Origin of the sequence: Ottowia thiooxydans DSM 14619, assembly GCF_000422885.1 — a bacterium.
Taxonomy (GTDB): Bacteria; Pseudomonadota; Gammaproteobacteria; order Burkholderiales; family Burkholderiaceae_C; genus Ottowia; species Ottowia thiooxydans.
This window is the reverse complement of record NZ_AUGX01000001.1, coordinates 109,406-129,332: the sequence shown is the minus strand read 5'-3', so window position 1 is coordinate 129,332 and position 19,927 is coordinate 109,406. Positions and strand designations below refer to the sequence as shown.

The 19,927-nt window shown below is 56.9% G+C and carries 19 protein-coding genes; 8 read left to right on the top strand and 11 right to left on the bottom strand.

Annotation, left to right across the window (positions count from 1 at the left end; all coding sequences use genetic code 11):
- Positions 1-2 precede the first annotated feature (2 nt).
- The 11 genes from G518_RS0100665 to G518_RS0100615 form a co-directional block, all read right to left on the bottom strand.
- Positions 3-806 carry an amino acid ABC transporter permease gene (locus tag G518_RS0100665; protein WP_051235768.1) on the bottom strand — a complete coding sequence of 268 codons (804 nt, stop codon included), beginning with the start codon at positions 804-806 and terminating at the stop codon, positions 3-5.
- 5 nt (positions 807-811) lie between these two features.
- Complete coding sequence (locus G518_RS0100660) at positions 812-1,567, bottom strand: amino acid ABC transporter permease (protein ID WP_028600876.1); 756 nt, start codon at positions 1,565-1,567, stop codon at positions 812-814.
- A gap of 29 nt (positions 1,568-1,596) precedes the next feature.
- The gene (locus tag G518_RS0100655) at positions 1,597-2,430 is read right to left on the bottom strand and encodes a transporter substrate-binding domain-containing protein (protein ID WP_028600875.1); all 834 of its coding nucleotides are present in this window, start codon (positions 2,428-2,430) and stop codon (positions 1,597-1,599) included.
- Between the two features lie 309 nt (positions 2,431-2,739).
- The gene (locus G518_RS0100650) at positions 2,740-3,279 is read right to left on the bottom strand and encodes a cysteine dioxygenase family protein (protein WP_425414273.1); all 540 of its coding nucleotides are present in this window, start codon (positions 3,277-3,279) and stop codon (positions 2,740-2,742) included.
- Between the two features lie 477 nt (positions 3,280-3,756).
- Entirely contained in the window at positions 3,757-5,232 is a 1,476-nt protein-coding gene (locus tag G518_RS0100645) for a M81 family metallopeptidase (RefSeq protein ID WP_028600873.1), read from the bottom strand.
- Positions 5,229-6,500 (bottom strand): Zn-dependent hydrolase, encoded by a 1,272-nt coding sequence (locus G518_RS0100640; RefSeq protein WP_028600872.1) that lies wholly within the window; start codon positions 6,498-6,500, stop codon positions 5,229-5,231. The genes G518_RS0100645 and G518_RS0100640 overlap by 4 nt, the downstream gene beginning before the upstream one ends.
- A gap of 31 nt (positions 6,501-6,531) precedes the next feature.
- Positions 6,532-7,254, bottom strand: a complete 723-nt coding sequence (locus G518_RS0100635; protein ID WP_036593121.1) for an ABC transporter ATP-binding protein — start codon at positions 7,252-7,254, stop codon at positions 6,532-6,534.
- On the bottom strand, positions 7,251-8,036 hold the full coding sequence (locus G518_RS0100630) for an ABC transporter ATP-binding protein (protein WP_028600870.1): 786 nt from the start codon (positions 8,034-8,036) through the stop codon (positions 7,251-7,253). Before G518_RS0100630 ends, G518_RS0100635 begins: the two co-directional genes overlap by 4 nt.
- A complete protein-coding gene (locus G518_RS0100625) occupies positions 8,033-9,025 on the bottom strand; it encodes a branched-chain amino acid ABC transporter permease (RefSeq protein WP_028600869.1) in 993 nt (330 codons plus the stop codon). The genes G518_RS0100630 and G518_RS0100625 overlap by 4 nt, the downstream gene beginning before the upstream one ends.
- An 11-nt stretch (positions 9,026-9,036) precedes the next feature.
- The gene (locus G518_RS0100620; RefSeq protein WP_028600868.1) at positions 9,037-9,897 is read right to left on the bottom strand and encodes a branched-chain amino acid ABC transporter permease; all 861 of its coding nucleotides are present in this window, start codon (positions 9,895-9,897) and stop codon (positions 9,037-9,039) included.
- A 92-nt stretch (positions 9,898-9,989) separates the two neighbouring features.
- Positions 9,990-11,192 (bottom strand): ABC transporter substrate-binding protein, encoded by a 1,203-nt coding sequence (locus tag G518_RS0100615; protein ID WP_028600867.1) that lies wholly within the window; start codon positions 11,190-11,192, stop codon positions 9,990-9,992.
- Between the two features lie 208 nt (positions 11,193-11,400).
- Here G518_RS0100615 and G518_RS0100610 point away from each other — a divergent pair, with 208 nt between their 5' ends.
- From G518_RS0100610 to G518_RS0100575, 8 genes are all read left to right on the top strand, one after another.
- Positions 11,401-12,237 carry a FadR/GntR family transcriptional regulator gene (locus tag G518_RS0100610; protein WP_028600866.1) on the top strand — a complete coding sequence of 279 codons (837 nt, stop codon included), beginning with the start codon at positions 11,401-11,403 and terminating at the stop codon, positions 12,235-12,237.
- Positions 12,238-12,683: 446 nt separating this feature from the next.
- The gene (locus tag G518_RS0100605) at positions 12,684-13,700 is read left to right on the top strand and encodes a TauD/TfdA family dioxygenase (RefSeq protein ID WP_028600865.1); all 1,017 of its coding nucleotides are present in this window, start codon (positions 12,684-12,686) and stop codon (positions 13,698-13,700) included.
- Between the two features lie 26 nt (positions 13,701-13,726).
- Positions 13,727-14,422 (top strand): GntR family transcriptional regulator, encoded by a 696-nt coding sequence (locus G518_RS33295; RefSeq protein ID WP_051235767.1) that lies wholly within the window; start codon positions 13,727-13,729, stop codon positions 14,420-14,422.
- An 84-nt stretch (positions 14,423-14,506) separates the two neighbouring features.
- On the top strand, positions 14,507-15,469 hold the full coding sequence (locus G518_RS0100595; protein WP_245597861.1) for a Bug family tripartite tricarboxylate transporter substrate binding protein: 963 nt from the start codon (positions 14,507-14,509) through the stop codon (positions 15,467-15,469).
- Positions 15,466-16,380, top strand: coding sequence for an SMP-30/gluconolactonase/LRE family protein (locus G518_RS0100590; protein WP_028600863.1), 915 nt, complete (start codon positions 15,466-15,468; stop codon positions 16,378-16,380). Before G518_RS0100595 ends, G518_RS0100590 begins: the two co-directional genes overlap by 4 nt.
- Positions 16,377-18,044, top strand: a complete 1,668-nt coding sequence (locus G518_RS0100585) for a thiamine pyrophosphate-binding protein (protein ID WP_084651287.1) — start codon at positions 16,377-16,379, stop codon at positions 18,042-18,044. The genes G518_RS0100590 and G518_RS0100585 overlap by 4 nt, the downstream gene beginning before the upstream one ends.
- Positions 18,045-18,099: 55 nt before the next feature.
- The gene (locus G518_RS0100580; protein ID WP_245597860.1) at positions 18,100-19,071 is read left to right on the top strand and encodes a Bug family tripartite tricarboxylate transporter substrate binding protein; all 972 of its coding nucleotides are present in this window, start codon (positions 18,100-18,102) and stop codon (positions 19,069-19,071) included.
- A gap of 62 nt (positions 19,072-19,133) precedes the next feature.
- Positions 19,134-19,892, top strand: coding sequence for an SDR family oxidoreductase (locus G518_RS0100575; RefSeq protein ID WP_051235952.1), 759 nt, complete (start codon positions 19,134-19,136; stop codon positions 19,890-19,892).
- Positions 19,893-19,927 lie beyond the last annotated feature (35 nt).

Here is a 19,927-nt window from a genome sequence, read left to right as displayed (position 1 = left end):
GTTTACTCCTTAAATGCCCACTTGCGTTCAAGCCATAGCGTGAGCCGGCTGATCGGGAAGATGTAGATAAAAAACCAGACCAGGATGTATCCATACATTGGAAGCAAAAGATCCGAACGCCGCTCCGAAGCCAGGATTTCTCGGGTCATCGTCATGGCTTCAGAGACGCCCACCACGTTGGCGAGCACCGTAGCCATCGTGAGAATCGAATACAGGTTCATCCACGGCGGAAGCATGCGTTTGGCGCACTGAGGAAGCACGATCATCCAGAGCGTTTGCCGGCGGGTGAAGGCCAATGACCGGGCCGCCTCCCACTGCTGGACCGGAATCGATGAAATTCCCCCACGCACAATTTCTGAAACGTTGGCGATCACCGGCAGAGAAAAACCGAATGTGGCTTTCAGCCAATCGGGAATCTTTATGAGAACACCGCCTACGTGAACCTCGTAAGGAAGCATGTACATGGAATAGAAGATCGCTACCAGCCACGGCGCATTGCGCAGAATCTGAGTCAGCAGACTCGCAGAGCGTTTCACAGGCCCCAGCAGTGAGACCTGCGCGAGCCCTAGAAAAACGCCCACCACGGTGCCACCAATCATGGCCAGCGCACTCATGAGCAGGTTCAGTTGAAAACCCTCAAAGAGCATGGGCGTCCACTTCCACATGACGCTCAGCACGCTCTGGCGGTCGGGGTCTATGGCTTGAGGTTGTGTTTGCGCCCAAAGAGAACCGCTGAACAAAAGAAACGACACCGCGATCAGCACGGCGTAGCGCAGGTTTGTACCGGCACCGGGATTAGAGTGCATGCCTCTCATACAGAGTGCCCCGGTATGCGGAGCCAACGTTCCCACCGCTTGAAAAGCAACACGAAGAAACCGACCAGTGTGAGATAAGTAACTAGCACCACATTCATCATCTCCGTGACGTTCAAGTTGTCCGTCCAAATTTGATTGGCGACGTACAAAACCTCAGGGACCGCGATCGCATACGCAATGGAGGTGGTTTTGACCAGGTTCACGAGATTGTTTCCAAGCGATGGAAGGCAAATGCGCAAGGCCAGGGGGAAAATCACGTGACGATAGGCCGCAATCCGGCTGTAGCCGAGAGACTTGGTGGCCTCCACCGTAGAGTGAGGTACGGCTTCTATGCCAGATCTGAATATCTCCACATTGAACGCACCTGCGAACAAGGATAAGGAGATGATTGCCCAGTGAACGCCGTTGAGCATAGGCTCCGCTACGCCAGAAGCATTGGCGACCCTGGGCATTAGCGAACCTATTCCAAAGTAGAGGAAGTAGAGCTGCGCCAAAGGAGGCGTGTTGCGAAAAATCTGAACGTAGGCATAAACCACCGCCCGAACCGCTCGCCAACGCGACATCTGCATCCCAGCCCCGACGATGCCCAGCACGAGCGAAATCAGAATTGAGAGCGTGGCAAGCATCAGCGTGTAGCCAATGCCTTCCACATAACGAGCACCATCCCACGAGTCGTAGAAGATGGTCAGATTAACGCCGGTGGTCTCGTACAGGCGCAAGAACCACCGCTGAATTGGCGCAAGAAGTTCCATTCAGATTGACCGAGAAGGCTTAGCGAAACTTACTTCGCGTTCTTATACTTTTCCTGCATTTCCTTGACGAAGGCCGTGGGCTGCAGCTCCCACTTTTTCTCCAGGGCCATCAGGATGCCTTCCCGGTGCCAGGCCGTGATGGTGGAGGAAAGAAAGCCAGCGAACTCGTCATCGCCGTATTGAGTGGCAACACCCCAGGGCTCACGGTCCTGAACCGGCAGCTTGATCTCGAAATCACCCCACATGGCGGTGTCCAGCAGGCGGGAGGCTGCGAGGGCGTCGTCCGTCAGATTGCCAATGCAGCGACCGTCCTGCAAGGCTTGGCCCGCTTCAGCGATCCCTGCGAAAGCTTGCAAATCAAGATCGTAGCGGCGTTGATACTCTTTGTTCCAGAAGGCACCTTGGCTGACGCAAAGCTTTTTCCCCCGGATGTCGTCCCACGTCTTGATAGGAGTCGATTTCCGAGCAATTACTGTGATGCCTGATGAGTAATAGTTTGGCTGAACAATATTGATGACCTTTCTGCGGTCAGCGTTATCTGTCATGGTGCCAATAAGCACATCGCATTTGCCTTGCTGCACAAACTGAACGCGATTGGCCGCAATCACGGAGATTTTTTCAACGGAAATGGGTTTGTTGAACTTCTGTCCCAGCCGCTTTGCCAGATCCGCCACCAGATCATGCTCCAGTCCCACTTGATCGCCATTGGGTGCGCGATAGCCGAAAGGTCGGTAGTCGAGCTTGATGCACGCCGCAAGTTGGCCTCGCTCATTGATCTTGTCCATGACCTTGCCGGCCATTGCCGACGTGGAAGCCAAGACCGTCAGCGCTGCGAGAGATGCTGATGCAAAGAATCTGATCATGAAAGCTCCTTATATAAGTGTCTGTCGAACCAAGGGGATCTATCGGTAGTCATCCAGCGCGTGAAACCTGCTCGCACCTCCGGGAAACTGTTGGATTTGGCAATTGCCGGCTGCGAATAGCCGGCAGGCTCCTGGCTGTGCAGGAGATCGCAGGTAAGTTTGCGGAGCGCAGGCATGTTTGATACCGCTCGGCCACCACGGTGAACAAGGGTGCGACCGTCGGTGGCCGGGGTACTACACCAGCCGCTCAAGGTTCGCCAGGCATGCATACGGTGATTAACGCGTTTGCGGTTGCCTTGTTGCCCCACTTCAGACGCGCCTGGAGGTGACGCCGAGCGGCATGACCTTGTAGGTGCCTGCCTCTGTGTCGAAGGCAATCCGCTCGTCCAGAATCTCCAGGGCTTTTCCGTACATGTGCAGGTGACGAATGGCTTGTGTCCCCTGGATCTGAACGGCATGAATGTCATCGGGCATCAGCGCGATGCCCGTTCCAGGCTCAACAATCACCAATTCCCGTTGCTTGACTTCGCCTTTACCGAGCACAGTGTCATCATCAATTCGGTCGTATACATAGTTGTATTCGATGCCCTCAACGGAAGCGATGCAGGCCCATGTGGTGTGATTGTGCGGAACAATTTTCTTGCCCGGCAACATGACATTCAGGTAGAGGGCAAACCCTCTATCAGCATCCTCGCTGATCAGATATCTCGCTTGATTTTCCCCCGCCTCTGGTTCCGCGTAGCGGGGGTGGGTCCACCAGTCCTTGTGCGAAGCCAGTTCTACAACGCATGCCAGCACGTCTGCGAGGCTCTCACGGTTCAAGCCTTGCTTGCTCAAGTGTCCCTTCATAAGGCTGATGGATTGATGAACGCCAGACTCCTGCGTGTCACTTTGCAGCATGAAGCAAACTCCTCTGAACCCCGTGAATGTTGAGTCACTTTACTGTCAAAGAAAAGGTGCGACAAATTAGAAATGATGCAATACTCATTAGCAACGCTTAAGGATCCTCTGCAGAACCCATAGTGGATTCCGAGCGCTGGCTTCGGGATGGTATGCAAGGCGAGTTTTGCCGGGGGGCGTGAATGAGGCCTGTACGCCGTAGGCCTCGCCGTGCGTGAAAGGCGGCCGATAGTCCGCGAGCGCGGCACTTCTTAAATCGGAATTCCCGCCTGCGCACGGGGCCGGCCATCCGGGGATGACGGATGCAAGAGGCTGGAAACGACAAAGACGCCTGACACCGCGGATCAGACCACGTCGGAACCGCAAGGACGGAAGATCATTCGCAGAGCCCCGGAAGAGGCCTGCGCGATCGAAAGCGTGGGCGCCTTAAATGACGTCCAGCGGAAACACCGGGCGGCTCACATGATCAAACGTGAAGCGTGTGTAGTCAGACGTGGTCACGCCCGGGCTGTCACACTCAACCAAGCCTGCCGAGAGTGGCACAAACACTGGCCGGCAGTACATGCGCGATTTGAGCAAGAGGTAGCGGAACTGCGTGGGGTCCATTCCCACACAATGGAACACGCCAAGGTCCCACGGCTCATGCGTCTGCTCGGTCACGACAATCTGCGCAGCTCCAATATCAAAGCACACCGCACGCCCCATCTGGCATCGCTGGCCCGTGTAGATGGGGCCGGTCACGGTGTAGCCACCGTCGCTCACCGCACGGACAGTACCGCGCAAACGCAGCGGCTTCTTGTGCAATCCAATGTGTTCGAGCGACACCTTGTTGCCAAGCTCAATCTCCAGCTCTGCGCCAACGCCTGCCGCAGTGAGCAAAGCCACTGCTTGCGGGTCGCAAAGTGGCCCCATGGCCATGCCGGAAAGCCCCAACTCCAGCGCCGCCTGCAACACATCCATGGTGTCGCAGGTTCCGCCAGACATGCAGTTATCGCCATGGTCCAACAAGAGCACAGGCTTGGTAGCGTCTTTCGCAAGGGATTCCGCTCGCACCAGGGAATCAGGCAACGGCTCGCTTTGGTAGACGTAATCCTTGCGGTGCTCCCAAATTTGCGCAGCCAAGCCGTCAACCGCCTCTCTACCGGCGGCCACATCATGTTGGCGGCAGGTAGCCACTACGCTGACGCACGGCGCTTCAATATCGGCCAGCGAGAAACCACTGAATACCGAAACGGCGGAAACGCCGTTTCGCTCCAGCTCACGCGCAGTCTCTACCGCTTGGCGCATATGCCCACTCAATGTCGTGCTGCGAAGGGTGTGGCTCATCAACGGCAAGCGCTTCCACACCACCTGATAGGCCGCCGTGCCGCGCCACATCTCCAGCAGCAGCCGGCCAGCTTGCTCACCGGTTTCATACATATCAACGTGGGGGTAGGTCTTAAAGCCCACCATCACATCGGCATGGCTGATCATCTTAGGGGTGATGTTGCCGTGTAAATCCAGTGCCACACCAATAGGTACGCCAGGCGCGGCGGCACGCACGCGCTCCAGCAGATCGCCTTCACCGTCGCCGCTGTTTTCGGCCACCATGGCGCCGTGCAGATCCAGCAAGATCGCATCGCAACCGGGCGCGGCCTCCACAATACGACGCGTGAGCTCGTCGTAAGCAGCGGCATGCACCGGGCCGCTGGGGTTGGACATGGCAGACACCGGGGTAACCAACTCCGCGCCTTCTGCCTCAGCCAGTTCTATGAACGCCGCCATGGCCGTTCTCATGCCTTTGTTGGCTCGATAGGCATCCACCCCATAGTCCGGTGCAAACGCCTCAATAGGCGTGGGAACCGGCGAAAACGTGTTCGTCTCGTGGTTGAGGCGCGCGATGAGGAACTTCTTCTTGCTCATTGCGCTATTCCGGCGCTATCCAGCATGGCACGCAAAAGCACATTGCAACCCGCCTCAAGGTGCTCTGGCTCCGCGTCTTCAATCTCGTTGTGGCTGATGCCATCTGCACACGGTACAAAGATCATCGCCGCTGGCGCCACGCGCGCCACATAAACCGCATCGTGCCCAGCGCCACTCACGCAATCCATTGTGCTGTAGCCCAGATCGGTGGCATTGGTGCGTACAGCTTCTACCAATTTGGGGTTGAAAGGCTGCGGCGGAAAATACACTACCTGTTCGATTTCGATCTTCACCCCATTTTCTGCAGCTACGCGCTCACAAGCGGCCCGAATGGCGGCGTCCATCTCAGTCAGCTGCGCATCGCCCGGCGCGCGCAAATCAACACTGAACTTCACGCGCCCCGGAATGACATTGCGTGAGTTCGGGAACACTTCCATAAAACCCACGGTGCCGCGGGCATGCGGCTTGCGATCCACCGCAATGCGGTTCACTTCGGCAATCAGCGCGCTAGAGGCCAGTAAGGCGTCTTTACGCAACTCCATAGGCGTGGGGCCCGCATGGGCTTCCATTCCTTGCACGGTGACGTCATACCAGCGCTGGCCCAGGGCTGCTTGCACCACACCAATGACCTTTTCATGGTTTTCGAGTACGGGGCCTTGTTCAATATGCGCCTCAAAGTACGCGCCCACCGGGTGCGCCGCTTCCAACGGGCCTGCGTAGCCAATCTGCTTCAGGGCGTCACGCACGCTCACACCCTCGGTGTCTTGCTGTGCCAGTGCATGTTCGAGCGTGAAAGCGCCCACAAACACACCAGAGCCCATCATGACTGGAACGAAACGTGAGCCTTCCTCGTTGGTCCACACCACGACTTCAAGCGGAGCGAGGGTGCGCACACCGGCGTCATTCAGGGTACGCAGCACTTCAATGCCAGCCAGCACACCGTAGTTGCCATCAAACTTGCCGCCGGTGGGTTGGGTGTCTATGTGGCTGCCGGTCATCACGGGTGGGAGCGTATTGTCCGCCCCTGCCCTGCGAGCAAATATATTGCCGATGGCATCAACTCTGATCGTGCAGCCAGCCTCTCGCGCCCATTGGGAGAAAAGATCGCGCCCCTGACCATCGAGCTCGGTCAAGGCCAGACGGCAGACGCCGCCTTTTTCGGTACCGCCAATTTTCGCCAGATCCATAAGGGATTGCCAGAGCCGAGAACCACTGACGCGTAGCGCCCGAATGTCTTGGGTAGATGGAGCCAGGGTGCTGGTATTCATGTGAAAGCTTCAGTTCTAAACGGGTTGCCTGTCAGGCCATGCCAACACCGAGGTATTGGTCTTTGATCGCTACGTCCGCAAGGAAGTCGGCGTTGGAGCCCTCATACACAATGGCTCCTTGCTCGACGATGTAGTGGCGGTCAGCCAGTTGCGTGCAGACTTCAAGGTTCTGTTCCACGAGGATGATGGACACGCCCGCAGCTTTGATCACCTTGAGCTGCGCCACAATTTCTTCCACGATCACAGGTGCAAGCCCTTCAACGGGTTCATCCAGCATCAGCAAGCGCGGTGCATTCATCAGAGCCCGTCCAATCGCCAGCATCTGCTGTTCTCCACCTGAAAGCTGCCCTCCCCCATTGGAGCGGCGCTCCTTCAAGCGCGGAAAGATTTGATATACATCGCCAAGCTGCCATTTGGACTGCTTGCGTTGGCCAAGCATCAGGTTCTCTTCTACCGTCAGTAACTTGAACACGCCGCGATGCTCTGGTACCAGGCAGATTCCTCGCTGTGCTACCTGGTGCGTAGCCAGTTTGCTCACCACCTCGTTGGCAAAACGTACCTGGCCTTGCGTGGGTTTCATAACACCGGCAACAGTTTTGAGCGTAGTCGTCTTGCCGGCTCCATTGCGGCCCAGCAGTGTGACCAACTCACCGTCCGCAACGCGGAAATTGACTCCCTGCAATACGTGGCTTTTTCCGTAATGCGCGTGGACGTTCTCCACCTCAAGAAGTGTTTGGGCGGTTGCTGTATTCATGCCTTCCCCCCCGTGATCATGTTGCCAAGATACGCTTTACGCACGCGCTCGTCATTGCGGATCTGATCCGGCAAGCCTTCCGCCAACACGCACCCTTGTTGCATCACCGTAATGGTGTCTGAGATATCCATAACGATATTCATATTGTGTTCAATCAACACCACCGTCTGCTCATCCTTGAGGCTGCGAATCAACTGTTTCATCTCTTCCAGATCGTCAATCCCCATGCCTGAGGTGGGTTCGTCCAGAAAGATAGCTTTCGGCCGTGCGGCCAATGCCATGCCCACTTCCAACCGCCTCTGCTGACCATGAGAGAGGTTGCCAGCGGGGGTATTCGCGTAGGCTTCAAGACCCAGAGTGCCGAGCACCTTGTCCACGGTGTCCACGCAGGCCAAGGCGCCTGTCGGGGGTTTCCAGGGGTTAAGTGCCACCGCGGGTGCAACGCCCTGCGCAGCCAACCGCAAATTTTCCCGCACCGGAAGGGTGAGGAACAGGCTGGTCACCTGGAATGAACGAGCCATTCCGCGCCGAACACGCATGTAATCCGGTTCGCGCGTAACGTCATGGCCATCAAAAATGATCTTGCCACCACTCACTGCTTTGGTGCCGGTGAGCATATGGAACAAGGTGGTCTTGCCGGCGCCGTTAGGCCCAATCACCGAATGCACGGTGTTGGCACGCACTTTGAGGTCAACGCCGCCAAGCGCGACGAACTTGTCATAGCGCTTTTCTACGCCTTTCGCCTCAAGCAAGATGGGGCTTTGTGAAGATACGTTGTTCATGCGTGGCCTCCATCTACGCCCGGCGAAGTGCTGCTAGGTTTATTGGCTTTGCCTCCGCGCACCAGTTGTCCGAGCTTTTGGCAAAGTCCCCATAGCCCGCCTTGCATGCCTAGACTCACCACCATGAGCACTACGCCCAGAATCAACAACCAGCGCGGCCAGAGCGTGGAGAGCCAGTCGCCAAGCAGCACATAGAACGCAGCGCCAAGCAGTGATGCCAGCAGGTTCCCAGTGCCGCCGATCACCGTCATGACCAGGATCATTTCACTGGTGTGAAACTCCGCGTTAGACAGCGGCGCAATACCGGTCATGAGCGAATGCAACGCACCTGCCAATCCAGTCACGGCACCGGAGATCACGAAGGCTTGCAGCTTGAGCAAGCGAAGGTTGTAGCCCACCGCAGCAGCGCGCTCTTCGTTATCACGCACGGCCAAAAGCGTGCGGCCAAAGACTGATTCGCATACTCGCTGCAGCAAGAAGTACACCACCAAAAACACCGCAGCGACGAAGCCGTAGTACTGCCAGGGTGTTTTCAGGGGAACGATGGTTTGCCCCGCCAGGGTAAGCGAATGGCGAGGAATGTCCATCAGGCCGTTATCGCCGCCGGTCAGCCCGGTGGCGGTGTAAGCCAGAAAGTAAAACATCTGTGCGAAGGCCAGCGTCAGCATCACGAAATAGGTGCCGCGCTGACGGATCGCCACCCAACCCACGATGGCCGCGCCAGCCGCACCCATGATCACGGCGCCAGCCAAGGCGAGGGGAATCGGTATGGGCAACCTGGTGAGCACGATGCCCAGCGTGTAGCTGCCCAAGCCAAAGAAGATGCCCTGACCAAATGACAGCAAGCCGGTATAGCCAAGCAGCAAGTTACAACCCATGGCCGCGAGGCCAAAGATCAGAACTTCACTGGCCAGTGAGCCCGATTTCATGAACAGCGGCATGGCGACCACGATCACTACCGCAACGAGGAATTGAATATGCTTGTACATCGCCTTCTTCCTCAAACGGCACGGCCGAGCAAACCATTAGGACGCAGCAGCAAAACGGCTCCCATGGCTACATAAATCATCAGGCTCGCGCCTTCTGGCCAGATAGTGCTCATCAAGCTCTGAACGATGCCTATCAAAAGGCCACCCACCAGCGCTCCGCTGAAACTCCCCAAGCCACCCACGACCACGACCACAAACGCCACCGCGAGCGCCTCAACCCCCATGAAGGGACTGACCCCACGTATAGGCGCTGCCAGCACCCCTGCCAGTGCAGCCAGGCCCACGCCCAAACCAAACACCAGGCTGAAAATGCCAAATACATTGATACCGAGGAGCGACACCATTTCGGTAGATTCGCTACCGGCGCGCACCATGCCGCCTAGGCGCGTGCCTTCCAGAATCCACCAGATGATCACGGCAAGTACAGCGGTAAAGCCGATCACAAACAGCCGATACTTGGGATAGACAAAGCTGCCCCACATCACTACGCCGCTCAGTAAATCAGGCGTAGGCACACTGTCGCCGAGCGGGCCCCAGATAATGATCACCACTTCCTGCACCACCAGCGCGAAACCCACTGTCACCAGAATGTGAAACTCGTGCGCCTTGGCATAGACGTGGCGCAGCAACAGCTTTTCGGTTAGCCAACCCATGGCCCCCACGACAAACGGAACGATCAGCAGCGAAAGCCAGAAGCTCACACCCCACCGACCCAATTGATAACAAAGGTAGGCACCGACAAGGTAGAACGTGCCGTGGGCAAAGTTCACAAATCGCAGCAGACCGAATACGATCGATAAGCCAACTGCCAACAAGAAATACAGCATGCCGATGCCAATGCCGTTGATGATCTGCAGCAAATAGATGCTCATGGGAGGTCCGAGGCTTTAAACGGGGACAATGCGACTGGCGCCTCCCTTCAAGGAGGCGCCACGCGCACAACACTAAGGCGAGGTGAGCCTCTTCAACCCATCTTGCAACCGGCGTCTTCCGCCGAAAGGAACGACTTACCGGAGCTGACGATGTCAGCGTAGTCGTCCTTGTTCTTCATCTGCGCCTTGCCTTTACCTTTGAGCAGGTAATAGTTCTTGAGAACCTGGTGATCTGCCTTGCGTATCTCTTCATCCCCAGTGAGGCCGGCGTACTTCATGCCCTCCATGGCGGCAACCACAGCTTTGGGATCTGCAGAACCCGCTTTGATAATGCCGTCAATCATCAGCTTGGTGCAGATATAAGAGCCTGCAAGGCTGTAGTTAGGGTTGTACTTGAACTTGTCATTGCAACGCTTGACGAGATCTTTGTTCAGCGTTGAATCCACCGTATGCCAGTATTGCGCGCCAAAGTACAGGCCATCGCAGAGGTCAGCACCCAGAGATTCGAACTGCTCCAGGCCCGATGCCCAAGCCACCAAAATGATGCAGTTCTTGTTCAGGCCAAAGCTCACGGCTTGGCGGAGCGTATCGGAGCATTGCTGGCCAAAGTTCAGAATCAGCAGCACATCAGGCTTGGCTGCGACGGCGTTGGTCAGATAGCCGCTAAATTCTTTCTCTGTCAGCGAGTGGTAGCTATTACCCACATGCTCGACGCCTTTTTCCTTGAAGATGTTCTTGGCGGCTGTCAACAGGCCGTCTCCAAACACATACTGCGGCGTGATGGTGTACCAGCGCTTGGCTTTTGGATTGGCTTCAATCAGCGGCCGCACAGTTTGCTCGATGGCACCAAAGGTTGGCACCGACCAGCGGAAGGTCGCCTTGTTGCAATCCTTGCCCGTGATTTCATCTGCGCCCGCGGTGGTGATGAAAATACTGCCTGTTTTCTCCGCCTCCTTGCCCATGCCCAAGGCCTCGGACGACAAGATGCCGCCTGCAAAGAAACGAGCGCCCTGCTGCGATGCATCTTGCACCTTGCGAATGGCGGTAGCAGGCTTGCCTTCGGTATCAAGCAGCGTATAGGTGAGGGGACGGTTCAGCGCCTTGCCGTATTGTTCGATCGCCAGTTTCATACCCAAATCGGCAAATTTGCCATTGGCCGCAAACGCTCCAGACATGGGCACAGGGCAACCAAACTGAATAGCGTTGCTTGCTTGGGCGTACGCGTTGTGCGCGAGGCCCATGGATGCGGGAAGCGCGCTGAGCGCGGACATGTGCAGAAACTGACGACGTTGCATGGGATGACTCCTGGGTTAATCGAGGCCCGGCGGCCTTCTTTTTTCAGAGCACAATGCATGCCAGAGGAATCTGCAAGCCATCGAGCTCTTAAGTCATATTTATAGTGACAAATAGAATAAATATGATGCGGATAAACCCTAGGACGTGGGTCGCCTGCCCATGTGAGGTGCATACTGCACCAAAATTGCTATCCATCCAATAGAACAAATGGCAACACGGAAGTCCGTCTCGGCAACCATCAAGCAACTCAAACGCTCTGACCTCGTCGCCCGGGAGATCAAGCGATTGATCGCAGAAAAAAATCTCAGTCCTGGAGATCGACTGCCTCGTGAAGTTGAGCTGCAAAACCAGTTTCTGGTGAGTAAGGGCACCATTCGGGAAGCACTGAAGTCGCTGGAGGTGCAGGGGCTTATCACCATCTCCACCGGGCCCTCGGGAGGTGGCACCATCGTCGAGGTGCCTCTTGACCGCACGTTGCAGTTCATGCAGAACTACCTCTTCTTCCAGGAAGTGACGATCGACGATATCTATGCCGTGCGTCTGCAACTCGAGCCTGAATTGGCAGCGGGCGCAGTGCCACATTTGACGGATGCAGATTTCGAAGCGCTGGAGCACAGCATCAGCTGCTGCGACCCCACACAAAGCCAGGAGGACTTACTCAGCCAGCGGCGTGAAGACGTGAACTTTCACGATATCCTGGCGGCAGCCAACCCCAACCCCTTCCTGCGCTTTACCTGCGAGTTGATCAATGAGCTGATCCGCCAGCTGATTGTTTTTAGCAATCGCACATCGCAGGCGGAACACCGGAGATTCGGTGAAGTCAATGCGCAAATTCACCGCGAGATTTTGCTGGCCGCGCGTGCCCGTGATGTGGAGGCAGTGCGTGCACTGATGAAACGCCATATGCAAGACGCTGCGAGCAACGTCAAACGCATGAAAGGCCGTGTTCAAGGCCGCCTCATTCTTGATGCTGACTCGCTACGCACTCCACGCGCTCAAATGACATCGGGCGGCAGTCTCAAGCGGCAACCGGACAAATCCTAGACCGTTTTCATAGACCACCGACAGGGATTTATACGAGCTACATCGACGTTTGCAAGTTCGTTAACTCACCCTTTTGACCCGGTTCCGTTGAGAAGTCGGCTGGCATTCCGGTGACCTGCGCGGGCTGAAGACGCCTTCACCCATGGGTTAACGCCCCTGGTGGTGGGCCTGCTCACGACATCGCCAGCCCAATCGTCCTGTACCACAAATGGCGTAGCTTAAAACTGCAGATTCGTGGCTCCGAGCGAGGCCGACGCCACAGGCTCTCCCGCCCATCGACTCCCCTCTCCTTCAAAAAACGTATCTGCAGATCCGCGGCTGGGCACAAGGAATCGGTCGCTAACCGCACCGCCGTCTTTAGCGGGTTTCTACCCATATCGTTCATTTATTAGATTGTCGACAATATTTGAATACAGCAATAAAGCTGAATCAGTAGGAGACTGGCTATGCAAACGACGAAACTGGAAAGTCCTGATGTCTGGCGGAGCGAGCAGTTAGGTGGACCGGAAAACTGGGGCCAACACCTGACGACTGGTGAGCTACGGGAGATAACGGAAGCCGTTCGTCTGTGTGAGGCTAAAGGCGTTCCCCTGTTCGAAACTACAAAGGACGACTTCCGACTCACCGAGTTGGCCGAGCGGCTCCAGCGCCTTCAGCATGAACTCGAAGGCGGACGAGGCTTTGCAGTTCTTCGTGGGCTTGATCTCAGCCGTACCGATGCTGAGGCTTGTAAACGGATTATCTGGGGAATGAGTCTGTACCTGGGCACCCCGGAGCCGCAAGACCGGGCAGGCAGCCTGGTTCACAGCGTCACGAATACAGGCAAGACCATTGCGAACAGCGACACCACGCGCGGATATGAAACCGACGACGAGTTGAAGTTTCACAACGATGGCGGTGATGTCTTCATGCTGCTTTGCCAACGCATTGCCAAGGAAGGCGGGGTGAGCAAGCTGGTCAGCGCAAGTGCCTTGTTCAATGCCATTCTGGATGAGCGCCCAGATCTCGCGGCCGTGTTGCAGCAACCGTTCTACTTCGATTCACGTGCGCAGAACGTGAACGAGAGCAAAGTCCAGGTCGTTCCCATCTTCACTGAGTACATGGGCAGGCTGAATGTGCTGTACAAAAGGCGCTACATAGAAACCGCGCAACGATTTCCTGAAGTTCCACGCCTCACGCCTTTGCAAGTAGAGGCCCTGGATATCTTCGATCGCCTGTGCGCTGATCCCGCTTTGCAATTGTCGTTCAGCATGCAGCCGGGCGATATCCAGCTTGGAAACAATTACTCCATCCTGCACTCGCGCACCAAGTACCAGGATTACGACGCACCCGAGCAGCGCCGCCACCTGTTCCGCCTTTGGCTGACCTTGGACAATTGCCGCCCGCTTCCACCGGTTTTTGGGACCACACGGGAGTTCGGGCCCACGTATGTGCGGCGGCAAGGGCGTGGATTGGCGGCATAGATAACGCAGTAAATGGAGCAGTCAGCATGGGTCAAGTGCAGTTTCTTTCTCTTCCTGATCAGATCGTTAGCAGACTGACAGAAGACATCCTGAAGGGGGTGTACCAGCCGGGCCAACGCCTGAAAGAGCAGGAGTTGGCGCTCAAGATGGGCACAAGCCGGGCGCCTCTGAGAGAAGCCTTCCGCGTACTCGAGCGTGATGGCCTGATCGAGATTCTCCCTTGGCGTGGCGTGCGTATCGTTGAGCCCACGCATCAAGAGGTGAAGGAGCTGTTCGAAGCGCGGGCGGACATGTTTGGTCTGTGCGTCAGGTATGTGGCCCTGAATGGTGAGATCCCTCTACTGAAGAAAATTGAGGTTGACATCCTTGAGTTGATCGAGCGGACAGATGCTGGCTGCGACGAGCGCGAATACAAAGAGACGACCAACGCGATCAGTTCGCAGATGTACGCACTCATCCCGAATAGGTTCACCCGCGCGTTTATCGAGGGGCTGCGCCAGAAGATGCTTTGGCACTACTGCTATATGGGCATTTCTTCCTATGCGAGCCGCCAAGACGCCAACCGGCATTGGCAAGAGCTCGGCGCGGCTCTGCTGGAGCGGGATCCACAGGCCGCAGAGGCTGCGGCGCTTTCCATCATCAATGCGTCAAAAGACTTTGCGTTGCGCCTGCTGGAAGAAAAAGGGCCGGAAACGCGTGCCTCTGCAACCGATGAAGACTGATCCGCTTGCCGGTATTGCGTAGTACACGCATCGCATGAATCAGGCTAGCAAGAAGCCTGCGCCTCAAGTTGAAGGAGACAAGAAATGCTGAATATCAGACGGGTGTTTGTTGGCCTGGGTTTGGCCGCGCTTTGCTCTTTGCCGGGCTTGGCACAGGCTTGGCCGGAAAGACCGATCACGATTGTCAATTCATACCCAGCCGGGGGAGCGGGCGATATCGTCACCAGAGTGGTTTTGAATGAGTTGTCTAAGAGCCTGGGGCAGCCGATCGTTGCAGACTCCAAGCCGGGAGCGAACTCAAACATCGCCGCAGATTTCGTCGCCAGGGCCAAGCCTGACGGCTACACCTTGTTGGTGACCAGCCCATGGTTCGCTATCAACCAATTTGTGGAGACAGGAAGACGCTGGGAGCCCGATAGCCTGGTACCCATGGCGCGCTTCGCACTGACGGACAACGTACTGGCGATACCTGGAGATGCTCCTTTTCAGACGTTGACCGAATACGTGGAGTTTGCCCGCAAGCAGACCGCACCGCTGCACTATGGAAGCCCGGGAACGGGATCGACGCAGCGCATGGCCGCCGAGTTGTTCTTGCGGCAGGCGGGAATCAAGATGGAGTCAGTCCAGTACAAGGGAGCGCCACCCATCATCCCTGATCTGGTGAGCGGCCGAGTGTCCATGGCTGTTCTGGCTTCCGCCAACGTCACCGCGTTGATCAAATCAGGAAAGCTGAAGGGTTTGGCCACCTTCGGTGAAAAGCGTGACCCCGGCATGCCGAACATCCCCACGATGGCAGAACAAGGCTATCCCAGAGCCATCGTGACCTCATGGTTTGGTTTGCACGCACCTGCAGGCACTCCCCCGGAAATCATCAAGAGGGTTTCAGATTCCATCAAGGAAATCGTGTCAAGGACTGATGTCCAGGCCTCGCTGCGAAACGCAGATGCGCAAGCGGCGTTTCTGAATACGCGTGACTTTGCCGAATACATCCGAACAGAGCAGGTGCTGTGGAAAGAAGTTGCTGCAAATCTTGATGGAAAAAAATGAGTGAAGTTCATGTTGTTGTAGAGAGTGGAGACAAGTTGGGAGAGGTCCCTCTTTGGTCTCCACTGCACAAGCTGCTGTTCTGGATAGATGTTCGCAAGCCCGCGCTTTATGCCTACAAGCCTGGCCCCGGCGCGGTGCGCACCTATTCTCTGCCCGAACTGGTTGGGAGTTTTTGTGAAACCAGTCAGGGCCGAATACTGCTCGCACTCAAGTCCGGCCTGTATTTTCTTGATCTGACATCTGGCCAGTTGCAATCATGGTTCGATCCGGAGCCTTCGTTGCCGAACAACCGTTTGAACGACGGCAAATGCGATAGACAGGGAAGGTTCTGGGTCGGTAGCATGAACGACGGTGACCGCATTCCCACTGGCACGCTCTACTCCGTAACCACCGACGGAAAGGCAAGAGGCCATTTCTCAGGGATCACGGTTCCCAACTCTCTGGCATGGAGTCCTGACGGCAAGAAAATGTACTTTGCCGACACGCCGACAAAACGCATCGTCGTCTACGACTTTGACGTGGAGGATGGCGTGCTGCACAACGCCCGCACCTTTCTAGATATGGTCGGCCATATCGGCCGCCCGGATGGAGCCACCGTCGATGCCCAAGGGTGTCTTTGGAGCGCCGAGATCCACGCTGGCCGGGTGGCTCGCTACACCCCGGACGGACGCTTGGACAAGGCCGTTCAACTCCCGGTAACCAGTGTCACCTCATGCGCCTTTGGGGGCGATCGCCTCGACACGTTGTTCATCACGACGGCTACTCAGGGCATGAGCGACCAAGCCCGCCAGGAACAACCCTTGGCTGGAGCGCTTTTCGCGGTGAATGTGGGGGTCCAGGGGATAAGTGAAACGCCTTTCATCGACATATCTGAAGCTCGTCAGCAGACTGAAAAACAAGGAGATATATGAGTTCCATCACGGGTGGCCGCGTTATCGCGGAAATGCTTCAGGCGCACGGCGTTGAGCATGTGTTCTTCATGGATGCCATCCTGCGCCGCGGGCTGGTGGAAATGGAAGCACTGGGCATCAAGCGGATCTTGGCGCATTCTGAAATCGCCGCTGTATATATGGCAGATGGCTATTCGCGCGTGAAGGGCAAGCCAGGTGTATGCATGGCTCAGTCGGTGGGTGCCGCCAACCTGGCAGCGGGCTTGCAAGACCCCTTCTTCGCGCAAACGCCTCTCGTCGCGTTGACGGGAAGGCAGCCCGCGCCCATGCAGTATCGCAATGCATACCAAGAGCTGCCACATGAACCGCTGTTTCGTTCCACGACGAAGAACAGCATGCGCGTGGACACCATTGAGCAGTTGCCACACATCCTTCATCAAGCATTCCGTGAAGCCGTGACCGGTCGGTCCGGACCTGTTCACGTCGATATTGCCGGGCACACGGGAGACGCCATCGCTTCGGCCAAGCTGGACGAATACCAACCCGCCGCACGCCCTTTCTCCACCCTGCCCGGCTTTCGGCCGCCCGCTGAAGACAGACTGATCGAAGAAGCGGCCCAATTGATTTCACGCGCCGAACGGCCAGTCATCGTGGCGGATCAGGGCATTTGCCTTTCGCGTGCGGAAAAGGCATTGCGGCAGTTCGCAGAACACTCCTCTATTCCGGTGGTCACCTCGCTGGACGCGAAGGCGGTCTTGCCCGAAGGCCATCCTTTGAACGGCGGGGTGGCTGGCACGTATTCACGCGCTTGCGCGAACCAGATCGTGAGCGCGGCCGATCTGGTGATTTTTGCCGGCAGCATTGTCGGAGACCATATCAGCCACAACTGGACGCTGCCCAAGCAAGGTGTGCCTGTTATCCAAGTGGATATGGATCAAGCCCAACTGGGCCGGAACTATCCAGGCACCCTGGGCTTGCCGGGTGACGTTCGCACCATTCTTGAGCAACTGACCAAAGCCTGCCCATCAGTTGAGCGGCCAGAATGGAGGGCCCGGGTGCAGGAGTTTGTGCGGGCTTGGAATGCAGCCGCAGCACCGAGCCGAACAAGCGATGCCACTCCCATTCGCCCCGAGCGGCTTTGTGCTGAACTGAGCGAAGTCCTGCCACCTAATGCCATCCTGGTTTCCGATACGGGATATTCATCGCAATGGTCCGGAACCTATGTAGAGCTGCGCCATGAAGGACAGCGCTACCTGCGCGCAGCTGGCTCCTTGGGATGGGGTTTTCCGGCGTCGCTCGGCGCGAAGCTCGCGGCACCAGATGCCACGGTGGTCTGCTTTACCGGCGACGGAGGCTTCATGTACCACCTGCCCGAGTTGGAGACCGCGCTGCGCTGGGGGCTGAACACCATCACAGTGGTCAACAACAACCATTGTCTGGCCCAGGGCGCACGCTCGATCCTGAGTGCCTATGAAGGGGTCAATGGCAATCGTGAAGAAATCTATCACTACCGACCCATGAATTTTGCGGCTATTGCCCAGGCCATGGGCGCTGTTGGCATCAGGGTGAATCACCCATCGGAGTTCGCTGCCGCGTTTGCGCAGGCTCTTGCCAGCGACCTGCCGGTAGTTATCGACGTCGTGACCGATCCGGATGCCCTGGCCCCTCTGGCCTGGACACCTTGACCACGCCGGCGTAGCCACCTAACCGCGCCATTTTGCCGATCAAAAGGAGACCATCATGAGACTTAAGCTTCGCACATTGAATGTTGCCATTGGGGTGTTTTGTGTTGGTTTTTCTGCCCTGGCATCGGGCGCGGAGACGGACTATCCATCTCGACCCATCCGCTTGATCGTGCCCTACGCTCCCGGTGGCAGTACAGATCAGGTGGCCCGTCAGTATGCGGAGCTATTGCGGCGCGAATTGAAGCAGACCGTGCTGATAGAAAACAAGCCGGGCGCATCAACCAATATCGGCAACAAAATGGTGGCCGATGCCGAGGCAGATGGCTACACCCTGCTCTACGCCACAGGACAAGTGGTGCAGAGCTTTGTCTTCGGGCCATTCCCTGCCATTGACCCCAAGGCCGCCCTGGAGCCCGTCAGCCTCATACTGACTTCGCCTCAAATGATTGCTGCCGGCAAGGATCAAAAAATCTCTTCGCCAGAAGAGCTGATCGCAGCTGCCAAGGCCAACCCCAAAGGAGTGAGCATTGCGACGGCGGGCCTGCAGCTTTATGTGAGCGTACTGCAATCCGGCGCAGGCATCGAGCTGCTTCATGTTCCCTATAAGGGCGGCGCCCCAGCCGTGACAGACACCATTGGTGGCCGCACCAGCCTGGTGATGGGACAACCTCCGGTCTTGATGCCCTTCTTCAAGAAGGGTTTGCTCAAGCCCGTGGCCATGTTGTCCAAGGAGCCTTTTGCGGGACTCCCGGATGTTCGGACCTTTGCGCAGGCCGGTGTATCTAACGTGAACCTTGTGACCTGGAATGCTGTGTTCGCACCAAAAGGAACGCCCGCTTCAGTCATCAAACGCCTCTCTCAAGCCACACAAGTTGCCTTAGCTGACCCTGCTTTGCAGAAGCTTTCGAGCGAAGGATTGATGGTTCAAGCAAGCACCCCTGCCCAACTGGCTGAGCGAGTAGACAGCGAATTGGAATTATGGAAGGGGCAAGCGAAGCGCAGCCCGGAACTGATGCAGTCACGCTGATCAACCAAGCCTTAAGGGTGCAGAACCAGGGTGCAAAACTCAACTTGAAAGGAGTAGATGAAATGCAAGCAACTTCGGACCAAGCCGGTCGCGGCTACATCATGGTGACCGGTGGCAGCCGGGGAATTGGTGCCACGATCTGCGAAATGGCTGCGCGCGAGGGCTATGACGTGTGCATCAACTATCGCAGCGACGAAACGCAAGCGCAGGCAGTGGCGAAACAAGTGCGCGCCCATGGGCGCAAGGCATTGGTCGTTCAAGCAGACGTCGGCAACGCCGAACAGATCTCCACCCTGTTTCAGACAGCGGACGATAGCTTGGGTACCTTGGCCGCGCTCGTTAACAACGCCGGAATGAGCGGCTTCATTGGCCGGATCGATGCCATCTCTGCATCTGACCTGCAGGAAATTTTCGCGCTCAATGTCGTTGGCAGCTTTCTTTGCTGCGGAGAGGCCGTGCGCAGAATGTCGACGCTTCACGGAGGCCAAGGCGGAAGCATCGTGAACATGTCTTCAGCCGCAGCACGACTAGGGGCTGCCGGGCGAAACGTGCATTATGCGGCGAGCAAGCGCGCATTGGAGGCACTGACTTTCGGCCTTGCGCAAGAGGTGGCTGGAGAAGGCATACGAGTCAACACCGTGTCCCCGGGAGTGATCGACACAGAAATCCACTCACGTGAGCGTCTGGCGCAAATGGGACCGCAACTGCCCATGAAGAGGCCCGGCACCGCAACCGAGGTCGCCAATACCGTGATGTGGTTGCTATCGCCTGCGGCCAGCTATGTATCAGGAACAAACGTAGGTGTGTCGGGCGCGCGTTGAAAAAAATAGTCTGACGCCAATAGCCATGGGCGCGA

Bases quoted from the DNA above. Each gene is read 5' to 3' on its own strand.
- G518_RS0100640 (WP_028600872.1), bottom strand. From the start codon at position 6,500: ATGAATACCAGCACCCTGGCTCCATCTACCCAAGACATTCGGGCGCTA.
- G518_RS0100615 (WP_028600867.1), bottom strand. From the start codon at position 11,192: ATGCAACGTCGTCAGTTTCTGCACATGTCCGCGCTCAGCGCGCTTCCC.
- G518_RS0100660 (WP_028600876.1), bottom strand. From the start codon at position 1,567: ATGGAACTTCTTGCGCCAATTCAGCGGTGGTTCTTGCGCCTGTACGAG.
- G518_RS0100585 (WP_084651287.1), top strand. From the start codon at position 16,377: ATGAGTTCCATCACGGGTGGCCGCGTTATCGCGGAAATGCTTCAGGCG.
- G518_RS0100655 (WP_028600875.1), bottom strand. From the start codon at position 2,430: ATGATCAGATTCTTTGCATCAGCATCTCTCGCAGCGCTGACGGTCTTG.
- G518_RS0100595 (WP_245597861.1), top strand. From the start codon at position 14,507: ATGCTGAATATCAGACGGGTGTTTGTTGGCCTGGGTTTGGCCGCGCTT.
- G518_RS0100605 (WP_028600865.1), top strand. From the start codon at position 12,684: ATGCAAACGACGAAACTGGAAAGTCCTGATGTCTGGCGGAGCGAGCAG.
- G518_RS0100625 (WP_028600869.1), bottom strand. From the start codon at position 9,025: ATGTACAAGCATATTCAATTCCTCGTTGCGGTAGTGATCGTGGTCGCC.
- G518_RS0100635 (WP_036593121.1), bottom strand. From the start codon at position 7,254: ATGAATACAGCAACCGCCCAAACACTTCTTGAGGTGGAGAACGTCCAC.
- G518_RS0100580 (WP_245597860.1), top strand. From the start codon at position 18,100: ATGAGACTTAAGCTTCGCACATTGAATGTTGCCATTGGGGTGTTTTGT.
- G518_RS0100645 (WP_028600873.1), bottom strand. From the start codon at position 5,232: ATGAGCAAGAAGAAGTTCCTCATCGCGCGCCTCAACCACGAGACGAAC.
- G518_RS0100590 (WP_028600863.1), top strand. From the start codon at position 15,466: ATGAGTGAAGTTCATGTTGTTGTAGAGAGTGGAGACAAGTTGGGAGAG.
- G518_RS0100610 (WP_028600866.1), top strand. From the start codon at position 11,401: ATGGCAACACGGAAGTCCGTCTCGGCAACCATCAAGCAACTCAAACGC.
- G518_RS0100620 (WP_028600868.1), bottom strand. From the start codon at position 9,897: ATGAGCATCTATTTGCTGCAGATCATCAACGGCATTGGCATCGGCATG.
- G518_RS0100630 (WP_028600870.1), bottom strand. From the start codon at position 8,036: ATGAACAACGTATCTTCACAAAGCCCCATCTTGCTTGAGGCGAAAGGC.
- G518_RS0100575 (WP_051235952.1), top strand. From the start codon at position 19,134: ATGCAAGCAACTTCGGACCAAGCCGGTCGCGGCTACATCATGGTGACC.
- G518_RS0100665 (WP_051235768.1), bottom strand. From the start codon at position 806: ATGCACTCTAATCCCGGTGCCGGTACAAACCTGCGCTACGCCGTGCTG.
- G518_RS0100650 (WP_425414273.1), bottom strand. From the start codon at position 3,279: ATGAAGGGACACTTGAGCAAGCAAGGCTTGAACCGTGAGAGCCTCGCA.
- G518_RS33295 (WP_051235767.1), top strand. From the start codon at position 13,727: ATGGGTCAAGTGCAGTTTCTTTCTCTTCCTGATCAGATCGTTAGCAGA.